We start from the raw sequence: 12,999 nt of genomic DNA on the forward strand, positions 1-12,999 counted from the left end.
GCGACCAAGGGAATCTGAGCGTTTCTAAGCACGATGAAAGGCGCGCGGATTGTAGGGGCGCCATCGATAATCCGCGCCCATGAAACGCCTCGCTCGGTGCCTGTGGTTGTGCGGTTGCCTCGCCGTGTGGGGCCTTCTCTGTTCCACCGCGGCCACAGCCGGCGTGCTGCAGCTGAATCCGCTCGCGAGCGTCGACAGCCACGGTCAGTTGTCGATGCTGCGCGACCCCGAAGGCCAATTGAGCGCCGACGAGGCCGCCGCCGCCCCGGGCTGGAAGGCCTTGCCCGGCGCCGTGAACGCGGGCTTCACGCGCGATGTGGTGTGGATCAGGCTCGAGGTGCAGCGTCCGGCCGACGTGCCCCAGCAGCGGTGGCTGGCGCAATTCAAGAACGCGCTGCTCGACGACGTGCGGCTGTACCGCCAGGACGACGCGGGCCGCTGGCAGTTGGCCGTGCATTCCGGCGAAGACATCGGCCGCGAAAACTGGCCCATCGACGCGCGCAACGCGCAGCTGCCGCTGACCCTGGAGAGCGCCGCGCCCACGCCGCTGCTGCTGCGCCTGCAGTCGCGCAACGCCATGTCGACCACCATCGGCTTCGCTGCGCCCGAGGTCTACGCGGGCACCGCGCGGCGCGAGTACCTTTTCTACGGCCTGGGCTTCGGTTTCGGCCTGATGCTGATCGCCTTCCACGCCCTGTTCTGGCAGATGACGCGCGAGCGCGTGAGCGCCTGGTACCTGGTCTATGTGGCGAACGCGCTGCTGGTCGAGTTCCTGACGGCGGGGCTGCCGCAGCAGCTGCTGGCCATTCCCGCGCGGCTGTCCGACATGCTGTTGAGCCTGTCGATCTGCGCCGGCGTGGCCATCGGCATCCGGTTCGCCGGCATGCAGCTGGGCACCGATGTGCGGTGGCCGCGCTTCACCCGCGTGGTGGTGCGCGCGGTGGGCCTTGTGAGTGCCATCGCGGTGGCGCTGGTGCTGGCCGGCGCCAACGGCCTGGCCATGCAGGCGGTGCAGGGGACGGCGATGCTGTGCATCGTCTACCTGATCGGCGCCGCGCTGTGGCTGCTGCCGCGCGACCAGGGCCAGGCGCGGGCTTTTCTCATCATCTTCGGCATCTACTACGCGGGCGTGATGGTGAGCTTCCTGCGCAACCAGGGCTGGCTGCCGGCCGGCGCCTGGACCGACAACGCGACGGCCATCGGCACGCTGCTGCACCTGCTGCTGATGAGCATGCGGTTGAACCGCCGCTACGACCAGCTGCGCCGCGAGAAGGAAGCCGCGCAAGCCCGCCTCGTTCACGTGGTCGGCCGCCAGAACGACCGGCTGGAGGCGGAAGTGCGCCGGCGCACGGCCGACCTGCGCGGCGAGATCGAGCAGCGCCAGCGCCTCGAGGTCGACCTGCGCGCGGCGCTGGAGACCGAGCGCCGCGCCAAGCAGTCGCAGGTGGATTTCGTCGCGATGGTGTCGCACGAGTTCCGCACGCCGCTGGCGATCATCCACACCACCGCGCAGCAGATCGCCAAGAACCTCGACGCCGCGCGCGAGAAGACCCTGGCGCGCTGCCTGAACCTGCGTGCCGCCGCGCAGCGCATGACCGCGCTGGTCGACGAATACCTCACCTCCGACCGCATGGAAGCCGGCCAGACGCCGTTCCAGCCGCGCCCTTGCGAGCGCGACGAGTTGATGGAGCTGTTCGAGGACCTCGTGGCCGACTGGCCGGACGGCCGCGTCGTGTGGCACGACGGGCAGTTGCCGCCGCAGCTGGTGTGCGACCCCGGCCTGCTGCGCGTGGCGCTGCGCAACCTGCTGGCCAACGCCGATCGCCACACGCCGGCCGGCCGGGCGATCGTGCTCGACGTGGTGCCGGCGGGACCGGATGGGGAGGGCGGCCTGAACATCCGCGTGAGCAACCCCGGCGACGCGATTCCGCACGACGAGGTGCCGCGGCTGTTCGAGAAGTATTTCCGTGGCCGCCAGGCGGCGCGCTCACCGGGCGCTGGCCTCGGCCTGTACCTCGTGCACCAGATCGCCGAGTTGCACCGGGGCCAGGCCCGGCTCGACAGCGCCGGGCAGGACGGTCACGTGCGCTTCAGCCTCGCGCTGCCTTGAAGGCGCGCGGCCTCAGCGCAGCATCGCCGACATCGCCGAACAGCAGTTCAGCATGCGCACCGCCGACTCCACTGTTTCAGCAGTGAAGCGCAGCGTGACGCCGTCGACGCGCTCGAAGCTCGGCCACTGGCAGAACAGGTCGGCCATCATCGGCGACTGGGTGCGCAGCGTGACCACCTGCGGGCCCTGGAAGACCAGCGGACGTGCATGGGCACGCGCAGCCAACCCTTCGATCACGCCGGCGCGAATCGCCTGGCGCGACTGCTCCGGCGACAGCGACACGCCGCTGTTGAAACCGGTCGCCTTCTTGGTCTGCACGAAGCTCGCATGCGGAAAGAGCGCCTGGTTCTCGGAGATGAACACGTCGTCGCCGCTGGCCATCACGACCGGCACGCCGTACTCGCCGGCCAGCGCGCCGTAGAGTCCGGCTTCGCCCAGTTCCTGGTTGCCGAGCGAGATGCTCGCGAAGGCGAAACTGTTGATCGTGTGCGCCAGGATGCCGCGCCCCTGCGCGCGCGAGTGGTAGCCCACCATGCACAGCGCGTCCACGCCTTCTTCCACGCCGGCCACCATGCTCAGGTAGCGCGGCTTGCCCTGCACCACGCGGGCGCGTGCATCGAGCACGTCGGGCGGCATGTTGCGAAAGCCGCCGTGCGAGTCGTTCACCAGCACCTCGGTGGCGCCGGCGTCGAAGGCCCCGGCAATCGCGGCGTTGGCCTCCTGCGCCATCAGCACGCGGGCGCGCTCGTACTCGGGGTTGCCCTGGCGCGCCTGCTCGTGGTGGTAGACGCCCGCAACGCCTTCGATGTCGGTGGAGATCAGGACTTTCATGGACGTGTGTTTCAGGCGAGAGGTGAAAGGGAGGAGGGCGGCAGCAGTTCGCCGAGCGCCGCGCGGTGGTTGCCGTCGCGGCCCGTGACCGGCGTGGCGCGCCACAGCGCATGAAGTATGGCCTGCTCGGTGCTGTCGGCCGCGGCCTGGAACAGCCCGTCAAGCTGCGTGTCGTGCAGCATCGCCACGGCCGGCATGGGCCGGTCGGCGCGGTCGGGGATGGTGTAGGCGGTCGAGAAGGCCAGCACGAGGTCGCCGCTGCCGTGGCCGTAGACCGAGCCGGTGCGGGCCAGTCCCGCGCCCGCGCGCAGTGCCAGGCGGCGCAGCTGGCGCGCGTCGAGCGGTGCGTCGGTGGCGACGACGATGATGATCGAACCCTTCTCGGGCTCCGCCGCTTCCTTCGCTGCCTGCAGCGCCGCGAGCCGCTCGCCCACCGCGTGCCCGGCCAGCACCAGCTGCGGCTGGCGCCCGTAGTTCGCCAGCACCAGCGTGCCCACCGTGTGGGTCGTGCCGTCGGCCATCGCCACGCGGCGCGACGCGCTGCCGATGCCGCCCTTGAGCTGGAAGCTCGACATGCCGCGTCCCGCGCCGACCGAGCCCTGTTCGAAATCGGCCCCGGCGGCGTCGAGTGCCTGCAGGTAGTCGGCCTCGGCCACGGCCAGCCGCTGGATGTCGTTGAGAAAACCGTCGTTGCACTCGAAGACCAGCGGGTTCACCGTGGGCAGCGCGCGGCCGGTCTCGGGGTTGGCCGCCGCGCAGTGGCGGATCTGCGCCGTCGCCACGGTGCCGACCGAGAAGGTGTTGGTCAGCGCGATCGGCGTTTCCAGCACGCCGAGTTCGGCCAGCTGCACCAGCCCCACGCTCTTGCCGAAGCCGTTGAGCACCACGGCCGCGGCCGGCACCTTGTCACGGAACGGATCGCCCGCGTGCGGACGGATCACGGTCACGCCGGTCTGCACCGGGCCGTCGGCCAGCGTGCGGTGGCCGACCGTGACGCCCGCGACGTCGGTGATGGCGTCGCGCGGGCCCGCAGGCAGCGTGCCGATGAAGGGCTGGGAGGTCGTCGAGGCCATGAAGAGAAAAAGAAGAACTTACTGGCGGTCGATCTTCGGATCGAGCGCGTCGCGCAGCGCATCGCCCAGCAGGTTGAAGGCCAGCACGGTGAAGAAGATGGCCAGGCTGGGGAACAGCGCCACGTGCGGCGAGGTCACCATGTCGGCGCGGGCTTCGTTGAGCATCGCGCCCCACTCGGGCGTCGGCGGCTGCGCGCCCATGCCCAGGAACGAGAGGCTGGCTGCCGTGATGATCGAGGTGCCCACGCGCATCGAGAAGTACACGACGATCGACGAGATCGTGCCCGGCAGGATGTGGCGCACGATGATGGTCCAGTCGGACGCGCCGATGCTGCGCTCGGCCTCGATGTAGGTCTGCTGCTTGAGCACCAGCGTGTTGCCGCGCACCAGGCGCGCAAAGGCCGGCACGCTGAACACCGACACCGCCACCACCACGTTGGTCATGCTGCTGCCCAGGATGGCCACCACGCCCAGCGCCAGCAGGATGCCGGGGAAGGCGAACAGCACGTCCGAGATGCGCATCACGATGCGGTCCCACCAGCCTTCGTAGTAGCCGGCCAGCAGGCCGAAGGCCGTGCCGATGATGCCGCCCACCAGCACCGACAAAAAGCCGGCCGCCAGCGAGATGCGCGTGCCCGCCAGGATGCGGCTGAAGATGTCGCGGCCCAGCGGATCGACGCCGAACCAGTGCGTGGCCGAGGGCCCGCTGTTCAGCATGTCGTAGTCGAAGAAGTTCTCGGGATCGAAGGGCACGATCCACGGTGCGAACACCGCGATCACCACCAGCAGCAGCACGAAGATGGCCGCCACGATGCCCACGGGCTGCTTCTTGAAACGGCGCCAGCATTCGCCCCAGGGCGTGCGGACCTTGCCGGCGGTCAGCGCAACGGCAACGGGGGACAGGGGAACGATGGATTCGGCAGACACGCCGGTAGCTTGCGTCATGGCTGCGTGCTCACTTGTAGCGGATGGTCGGGTTGATGTAGCCATAGAGCACATCGACCACGAGGTTGATCAAAATGAATTCGAGCGAGAACAGCAGCACCAGCGTCTGGATCACGGGGTAGTCGCGCATCTGCACGGCATCGACCAGCAGGCGGCCCAGGCCGGGCCAGTTGAACACCGCCTCCACAAGAATGGAGCCGCCCAGCAGGAAGCCGAACTGCAGGCCCATCATCGTGACCACCGGAATCAGCGCGTTGCGCAGCGTGTGCTTGAACACCACGCTGGTTTCGTGCACGCCCTTGGCGCGCGCGGTGCGCACGAAGTCTTCCTGGATCACTTCGACGAAGGAAGCGCGCGTGAAGCGGGCCATCACGGCGGCCACGGCCGCGCCCAGCGTGATCGAGGGCAGGATGTAGTGCTGCCAGGTCGCGGCGCCCACCGTGGGCAGCCAGCCCAGCTGCACCGAGAAGATCTGCATGAGCAGCATGCCCAATGCAAATGCGGGGAATGAGATGCCCGACACCGCCAGCGTCATGCCGATGCGGTCGGGCCATTTGTTGCGGTACACCGCCGACACGATGCCGATCCCCATGCCGAAGATCACCGCCCACACCATGCTGGTGATGGTCAGCATCACCGTCGGGAAGAAGCGCTCGGCAATTTCCGTCGACACCGGCCGCCGCGTGCGGATCGAGGTACCGAAGTCGCCTTGCACCATGTGGGTGAAGAAGCTCACGAACTGCTGCGGCAGTGGCTTGTCCAGCCCGAGCTCCGCGCGCACCATGGCCACGGTCTGCTCGTCGGCATCCTGGCCGGCGGCAAGGCGCGCCGGGTCGCCGGGGAGCATGTGGACGAACAGGAACACCAGCACTGCCACGATGAGCAGCGTGGGGATCAGGCCCAACAGTCGTTTGAGGAAGTAGTTCAGCATGGGATACGGTTGTCGCGAACGGGCGATGGCACGGTGCCATCGCCCGCCGGACAGTCAGTCAGGAAAACGAAGGAGCTGCGATCAGTTCGACACCGACATCGCGTCGATGTTGATGTTGCCGTCGGGCATCACGAACACGCCAGAGAGGCGCTTGGCGTGCGACGACAGGTTCTGCTCGGTGACCATCGGTACGCGCGGCAGATCCTTGCGGATCTCTTCCTGGGCGGTCTTGTAGAGCGCGGTGCGTTCCTTCTCGTCGACGGTCACCAGGGCCTTGGCCAGCGCGGTGTCCACCACCTCGCTCTTGTAGAACGAAACGTTGTTGAGCTTGGGCGCCCACGATTCCGAGGCGAACAACGGGCGCAGGCCCCAGTCTGCTTCACCGGTCGACGACGACCAGCCGATGTAATACATGCGAACCTTGGCCGTCTTCGGATCGGGCCAGGCATCGACCATCTCGGTGCGTTGACCCACTTCGAGAGCTTGCACCTGCAGCTTGATGCCGATCTGCGCGAGCTGCTGCTGCACGAACTGGATCGTCTTCTGGCTGGTCGTGTTGTTGTAGGCGCTCCACAGCACCGACTCGAAGCCGTCGGGGTAACCGGCTTCCTTCATCAGCTCCTTGGCCTTCTTCAGGTCATAGGGAATGGGGGCCATCTTCTCGGCGTACTTCACGCCCTGGGGCAGCACGCCCTGCGCGGGGAATGCATAGCCGCCGAACGCGACCTTCGACAGCGCTTCCTTGTTGATGGCGTAGCCGATGGCTTCGCGCACCTTCGGGTTGTCATAGGGCTTCACGAGCATGTTGAACGCTAGGAAGCGCGTGATGATCGAGGGCGAGGCCACCACTTCGAGTTTGTCGTTCTTCTTCAGCAGCTCGGCCTGCTCGTAGGGGATGGGGTAAGCAAAGTCGGCTTCGCCGGTCTGCAGCATCGCGGCGCGCGTGTTGTTCTCGAGCACCGGCTTCCATTGCAGGTTGTCGACCTTCGGGTAGCCCTTCTTCCAGTAGCTGTCGAACTTCTTGGCCTTGACGGCGTCGGTCTGCTTCCACTCGACGAACTCGAAGGGGCCGGTGCCCACGGGGTGGAAGGCGATGTCCTTGCTGCCCCACTTCTTCAGCGCCGTGGGCGAGATCATGGCGGCCGAGGCGTGGGCCAGCGAGTTGATGAAGGGGCCGAAGGGCTCCTTCAGCGTGATGCGCACGGTGGTCGGGTTCACGGCCTCGACCTTGCCCACGCGGTTGAACTGGTTGTAGCGCAGCAGCTTGTTGTCCTGGTTCAGCACGCGGTCGAGCGTGAGCTTCACGGCTTCGGCGTTGAAGTCGGTGCCGTCGTGGAACTTGACGCCGCTGCGCAGCTTGATGGTGTAGACCAGGCCGTCCTTGGACACGTCGTAGCTCTCGGCGAGCACGTTCTGCACCTTCAGGTCCTTGTCGAACTGGAACAGGCCTTCATAGAAGGTCTTCGTCACCGCGGTGGTGATGGTGTTGTTGGTGTTGTACGGGTCCAGCGTTTCCGGCTGGTAGCCGATCGACAGCACCACGTCTTTCGCGGCCAGTGCCGAGCCCGAGGCGGCGAGCGCGGCCAGGCCCAGCAGTGCGGATGCCCAGCGCAGGGAGGAAGAAGATTGCTTCATGGAAGAACTCCAGTCGGTTCGTGGAAAAAATGCAGGGGGCCTGCGGGTGAAAAAACGGTTCGGAATCAGAAGGCGCCGCCGATGGCATGTCGTGCGACGAAGTGGCCGGGCGCGACTTGCACCAGCGGCGGCACGTCGGGCTCGTCGCCCACGGCGCGGATCGGGCTGGGAATCTCGCCTTCGAGCAGCGCACGCGGCTTGTGCCGACGCGACGGGTCGGCCACCGGCACCGCGGCCATCAGCTTGCGCGTGTAGGGGTGCTGCGGCGCTTCGAACACGGCGCGGCGCGGGCCGATCTCGACGATCTGGCCCAGGTACATCACGGCCACGCGGTGGCTGATGCGCTCGACCACGGCCATGTCGTGCGAGATGAAGAGGAACGCCACGCCCAGTTCACGCTGCAGGTCGAGCATGAGGTTGACGATCTGCGCCTGAATGGACACGTCGAGCGCCGACACCGATTCGTCGGCCACCACCACCTTCGGGTTGAGTGCGAGCGCGCGCGCGATCGCGATGCGCTGGCGCTGGCCGCCCGAGAACTCGTGCGGATAGCGCTGCGCCACCTCGGGCGGCAGGCCCACCTTCTGCAGCAGCCAGTCGACGCGCTGCTGCGCCTCGGCACCCTTGGCGATGCCGTGGATCAGCAGCGGCTCCATGATCGAGAAGCCCACCGTCACGCGCGGATCGAGCGAGGCGAAGGGGTCCTGGAAGATGAACTGGATGTTGCGGCGCAGTGCCTGCAGCTCGCGCGTGGGCAGCTCGCGGATGTTCTTGCCGCCGAACTCGATCGCGCCGCTCTGGCTCTCGACCAGGCGCAGCAGCGAGCGGCCCGTGGTCGACTTGCCGCAGCCCGATTCGCCGACCAGCGCCAGCGTCTCGCCGGGGTACAGGTCGAAGCTGATCTTTTCGACCGCATGCACGCGGCGCTTCACGCGGCCGAAGATGCCGCTGCGCACGTCGAAGCGCGTCACGAGGTCGCGCACGCGCAGGATCGGGCCGGCGTCTTCGCGCACGGTGGTCTGCGGCGTGGTGTTCGTGCAGGGCACGGTCTCGGTGCTGTCTTCGGTGCCGGACTCGGTACGAAGGAGCTCGAACTTGGCCGGCAGGTCGGTGCCCTGCATCGCGCCCAGCTTGGGCACGGCCGACAGCAGCGCCCGGGTGTAGGGGTGCTGCGGCGAGGCGAACACGGTGTCGGAACTGCCGGCTTCGACCTTGTCGCCGCGGTACATCACGAGCACGCGGTCGGCGATTTCGGCCACCACGCCCATGTCGTGCGTGATGAAGAGCACGCCCATGCGCATCTCTTTCTGCAGCTCGCGGATGAGCTGGAGGATCTGCGCCTGGATCGTCACGTCGAGCGCGGTGGTGGGCTCGTCGGCAATCAGCAGCTGCGGCTTGCACGACAGCGCCATCGCGATCATCACGCGCTGGCGCATGCCGCCCGAGAGCTGGTGCGGGAAGCGGTCGAGCACGTTGCGCGCTTCGGGAATGCGCACGAGTTCGAGCATGCGCAGCGCCTCGGCGCGCGCCGCCGCATTGCTCTTGCCCTGGTGGATGCGGATGGCCTCGGCGATCTGGTCGCCGGCGGTGAACACCGGGTTCAGCGAGGTCATCGGCTCCTGGAAGATCATCGCGATGTCCGCACCGCGGATGCCGCGCATCGTGCCGTCGCGTGCCTGCGCCAGGTCGAGCACTTCGCCGTTGCGGCGACGGAAGGCCATGCTGCCGCCGAGGATGCGACCGCCGCCGTGCTCCACCAGCCGCATCAGCGCGAGCGAGGTGACCGACTTGCCCGATCCCGATTCACCCACCACCGCGAGCGTTTCACCGTGGTCGACGTGGAAGGACAGCTTCTTGACGGCATCGACCGTGCGCTCGGAGGTCGAGAAACGCACGGTGAGGTCGTCGACGGCGAGGACGCGGCCGTCGGGCAGGTTCAGGGCAGGGGAGGACATGGCGGATGCGAGGGAAAAAGGGGCAGGGCGTCAGGCGAAGATGGCCGTCACGGGGGCTTCGTCGCCGCGCGCGTGGCCGCGGTACATGCCTTCGGTGTTGAAGGCCAGGCTCAGGTTGCCGTGGCGGTCGACGGCGATCAGGCCGCCGGTGCCGCCGATGGCGGGCAGCGACTCGTGCACCACGGCGTGCGTGGCCGCTTCGAGCGTGGCGCCGCCGTAGGCCATGCGCGCGCAGATGTCGTAGGCGGCTGCGACGCGGATGAACATTTCGCCGCTGCCGGTGCACGAGACGGCAGCGGTGCGGTCGTCGGCGTAGGTGCCGGAGCCGATGAGCGGCGTGTCGCCGACGCGGCCCACGCGCTTGTTGGTCATGCCGCCGGTCGAGGTGGCGGCGGCCAGGTGGCCGTGGATGTCGAGCGCCACGGCGCCGACGGTGCCGAACTTCTTGTCTTCGTCCAGCGGCGGCTTGGTCATGGCGGCGCCTTCGTGGTCGGTGACCACGCGGCCCGTGTCGCGCACGCGGTACAGCTGCTGGCGGCGCGCGTCGGTCGAGAAGAAGAAGGGCTCGACCATCTCCAGCCCGCGGTCGCGCGCGAAGGCCTCGGCGCCCGCGCCGGCCAGCAGCACGTGGGCGCCGTCCTCGAGCACGGCGCGCGCGGCGCGCACCGGGCGGCGCACGTGGCTTACGCCGGCGATGGCGCCGGCCGCGAGCGTCGTGCCGTCCATCACGGCGGCGTCGAGCTCGTGCGTTTCTTCGTGCGTGAACACCGCGCCGTAGCCGGCGTTGAAGAGCGGGCAGTCTTCGAGCATCTCGACCGCCAGGCAGGTGGCGTCGAGCGCGGACATGCCCTTGAGCAGCGCGGCCTGCGCGGCGCGCACGATGGCCTGCAGCGCGTCGTGATACGCCTGCGCCTGCTCGGGGTTGGTCGTCGAGGCGCTGATGGTGCCGGCGCCGCCGTGGATGGCGATGACGGGCGTGACGTTCTTCATCGGGAAGCTTTCTTCTTTTTCTTGCCGGCGTCGGAAGCGACGGCGGCGGGGAGGGAGGGCATGGAGACTTCGCCGCGCGCATGGCCCTGGCCCAGTCCGCCGTGCAGCCACGGGCGCACCGCCTGCAGGATGCGGCCGGCCGACTGCGCCGCGCCGGGCGCGCGCAGGGCGACCGCGCTGGTCAGCGCCTCGATCAGCGCGAGCACGCTGGTCTCGCAGTTGGGGCGGTAGCTGGTTTCGGTCTGGCCGTACAGCACCACGTCGGCCAGCGGCGCGATGGGCGAGCTGGGGCGGTCGGTCAGCGCGAGCACCGCGCAGCCCTGGCCGCGCGCGATCTGCGCCAGCGCCACCGTGTCGGTGAGGTAGCGCGGAAATGTGAGGCCGATGAACAGGTCCTGCGGGCCCGCATGCATCAGCGTGCGCGCCGAGTGCGTGACGCCGCTCACGCTGGAGAGCATGCGCACGTCACTGCAGGAACCATCGAGCCCGTGCTGCAACAGCCCCGCGAGCCAGGCGCTGGCGCCGAAGCCGCCGATGTAGATCGAGCGGGCCTTCAGGATGCGCTGCACCGCGGCCTCGCAGGCGGCGTAGTCCAGCGACTGGCGCGTGGCTTCGATGTTGCGGCGGCTTTCGTCGAGCGCGGTGGCGAACACCTCGGCCACCGTGGTCGGGTGCTCCAGGTTGCCGCGCAGCCGCTCGACCGGCGCCACCAGCGGCTCGAAGCCGCGCACGAGCTCGGCGCGAAAGGCCGCGTAGCCGTCGAAGTCCAGCGCGCGCGCAAAGCGGTTGGCCGTGGCCACCGACACGCCGGCTGCGGCGGCGAGCTCGTCGATGGGCAGCGTCGCGACCTGCAGCGGATGCCCGAGCACGAAGTCGGCCACCTGCCGGTGCGAACGCGTCAGCCGCGGCAGCGCCTGCGCAATGCGCTGGGCCACGGTGGTGCCTGGGGTGTCGACGTTGGTGCTCATGGGGCGGGCGATGCACCGGGAAGGGTGCGAGTGATGTAAATCAGTTTACAAATATATGTCGGTTATGAAAATTTTCTGTCATTCCCGAGCGATATCGCAAGTAGCGGGCCAGCCGTGAGGGGCTTTGGCGGGGGGCGGAAGGGGCGCGTTTCCCTTGCGGGGCGCCGTGTTCCGGGCCGTTGGGACGCGGTCTTCAGGGATTTCCCTGATGCTGTCGTTTCATCCCCACGGGCGGGGGATCGGGCGCTTTGGAAACGAACGAATTAACTGCGAGGGCCGGGTTGCATGGCGACATTGACGGCCTTCAGGCCTGCCCTGAGTATCCCGAGCGGTGCGATTGGCACCGGGGAACGAGGAACCAAAAAATGAGACAGGAATGGCTTCGCCGCGCATGCGCGGTGATGGGTGGCTTTGTGCTGATTGCGGCCGTGACCGCATGCGGCGGCGGTGGGGGCGGAGGAGGTGGCGGGGGCGGTGTGCCGCTGATCCTGCCGCCGACGGGCACGGCGCCGGTGCAGCCGGCGCCTTCGGCCAATGGCCGGGTGGTGTCGGACACCGTGACGTCGAGCGTCAACAACGTGCGCTACCCGATCGAGGTGTTCATTCCGGCGGCCTACGACAGCAGCAGCGATGCCGTGCCGATCATCTACGCCTTCGACGGCGACGCGACCAACGGCCTGCCCGACACGCGCTTCACGAACCTCAAGAACGTGCTGCTCAAGCGCGGCACCAAGGCCATCCTCGTGGGCATCGGCAACACCGCGCGCCGGCAGGAGGACTACAACTTTCCGGGCGCCAACGCGTACCACACCTTCCTCACGAAGGACCTGGTGCCGTTCATCGAATCGAAGTACCGCGCCGACCCGAAGAAACGCATGCTCACGGGCCTGTCGACCAGCGGCAACCTCGCGGCCACGGCGCTGTTCCTGGAAGCGCCCGACAACCTCGTGTTCTCGTACTTCATTTCCATCGAGGCGGCCTTCTGGCAGCAGGAGGGCGAGAACAACGCGCTCGAAAAGAAGATGTTCGACGCGCTCGCGGGCCGACCGTTGCCTGTCACGCTGATCCTGGCGCACTGCGCCAGCGGCTGCAACGAAGTGCCGGTGAAGGCGATGTACAAGCGCATGTCCGAACGGGGCTACGTGGGACTGCAGCTGATCGACACGGAGTTCAACTCCACGCACGTGGGCACGGACGTGCTCGCGTTCGACGACGCGATCGTGCGGATCTTCAAGTAGGGCTTTGCGGCGAACCGGGCAAGCCGGTTCGCGCCGCGCGCTCAGTGGGCGGAAGGACTCGGCGGGTAGCCGGCTTCCGTCAACGCCGCCACCAGCGAGGGGCGGTCTTCGGTGGTGTCGATGCGCACCGTTCTTTGCTTCACGTCCACTTCGAGCCTGGCCTGCGGGTCCAGGTCCTTGATGGCGCGGGTGATGCGGCCGGCGCAACTGCCGCAGGTCATCGACTGGATTTCAAACGCTTGCATGGGGTGAGTCCTTTCAAAAGAGTGACTCGCAGTCTCAAGCTTGGCATCGTGTGAAGGTCAAGCGCGTCGAACGCCCGA

11 protein-coding genes are annotated in these 12,999 nt (G+C 68.0%); 2 read left to right on the forward strand and 9 right to left on the reverse strand.

What is annotated here, in order from left to right:
- The first annotated feature begins 79 nt into the window (after nt 1-79).
- Nucleotides 80-2,110: a sensor histidine kinase gene (locus AC3WQM_RS02900; RefSeq protein WP_492676872.1), complete on the forward strand. Its 2,031-nt coding sequence runs from the start codon at nt 80-82 to the stop codon at nt 2,108-2,110.
- 12 nt (nt 2,111-2,122) lie between these two features.
- Here AC3WQM_RS02900 and AC3WQM_RS02905 read toward each other — a convergent pair whose 3' ends face one another.
- From AC3WQM_RS02905 to AC3WQM_RS02940, 8 genes are all read right to left on the reverse strand, one after another.
- Entirely contained in the window at nt 2,123-2,941 is an 819-nt protein-coding gene (locus AC3WQM_RS02905) for a M55 family metallopeptidase (protein ID WP_492676873.1), read from the reverse strand.
- Nucleotides 2,942-2,952: 11 nt separating this feature from the next.
- The gene (locus AC3WQM_RS02910; RefSeq protein WP_492676874.1) at nt 2,953-4,014 is read right to left on the reverse strand and encodes a DmpA family aminopeptidase; all 1,062 of its coding nucleotides are present in this window, start codon (nt 4,012-4,014) and stop codon (nt 2,953-2,955) included.
- Between the two features lie 18 nt (nt 4,015-4,032).
- Nucleotides 4,033-4,959 carry a glutathione ABC transporter permease GsiD gene (gsiD, locus tag AC3WQM_RS02915; RefSeq protein WP_070060869.1) on the reverse strand — a complete coding sequence of 309 codons (927 nt, stop codon included), beginning with the start codon at nt 4,957-4,959 and terminating at the stop codon, nt 4,033-4,035.
- A gap of 10 nt (nt 4,960-4,969) precedes the next feature.
- Nucleotides 4,970-5,890: a glutathione ABC transporter permease GsiC gene (gsiC, locus tag AC3WQM_RS02920; RefSeq protein WP_062472516.1), complete on the reverse strand. Its 921-nt coding sequence runs from the start codon at nt 5,888-5,890 to the stop codon at nt 4,970-4,972.
- Nucleotides 5,891-5,971: 81 nt separating this feature from the next.
- Nucleotides 5,972-7,525 (reverse strand): glutathione ABC transporter substrate-binding protein GsiB, encoded by a 1,554-nt coding sequence (gene gsiB, locus AC3WQM_RS02925; RefSeq protein ID WP_492676875.1) that lies wholly within the window; start codon nt 7,523-7,525, stop codon nt 5,972-5,974.
- Between the two features lie 65 nt (nt 7,526-7,590).
- Nucleotides 7,591-9,480: a dipeptide ABC transporter ATP-binding protein gene (locus AC3WQM_RS02930; RefSeq protein ID WP_492676876.1), complete on the reverse strand. Its 1,890-nt coding sequence runs from the start codon at nt 9,478-9,480 to the stop codon at nt 7,591-7,593.
- 30 nt (nt 9,481-9,510) lie between these two features.
- Nucleotides 9,511-10,470: an isoaspartyl peptidase/L-asparaginase family protein gene (locus tag AC3WQM_RS02935; protein ID WP_492676877.1), complete on the reverse strand. Its 960-nt coding sequence runs from the start codon at nt 10,468-10,470 to the stop codon at nt 9,511-9,513.
- Entirely contained in the window at nt 10,467-11,438 is a 972-nt protein-coding gene (locus tag AC3WQM_RS02940; RefSeq protein ID WP_062472523.1) for a MurR/RpiR family transcriptional regulator, read from the reverse strand. Before AC3WQM_RS02940 ends, AC3WQM_RS02935 begins: the two co-directional genes overlap by 4 nt.
- Nucleotides 11,439-11,803: 365 nt before the next feature.
- Here AC3WQM_RS02940 and AC3WQM_RS02945 point away from each other — a divergent pair, with 365 nt between their 5' ends.
- Nucleotides 11,804-12,676: an alpha/beta hydrolase gene (locus tag AC3WQM_RS02945; protein WP_492676878.1), complete on the forward strand. Its 873-nt coding sequence runs from the start codon at nt 11,804-11,806 to the stop codon at nt 12,674-12,676.
- A 41-nt stretch (nt 12,677-12,717) separates the two neighbouring features.
- On the opposite strand, the gene AC3WQM_RS02950 is transcribed toward AC3WQM_RS02945, so the two are convergent.
- Nucleotides 12,718-12,921: a heavy-metal-associated domain-containing protein gene (locus AC3WQM_RS02950; protein ID WP_159276741.1), complete on the reverse strand. Its 204-nt coding sequence runs from the start codon at nt 12,919-12,921 to the stop codon at nt 12,718-12,720.
- Nucleotides 12,922-12,999 lie beyond the last annotated feature (78 nt).

Source organism: Variovorax sp. FW301-JW7, assembly GCF_058788795.1.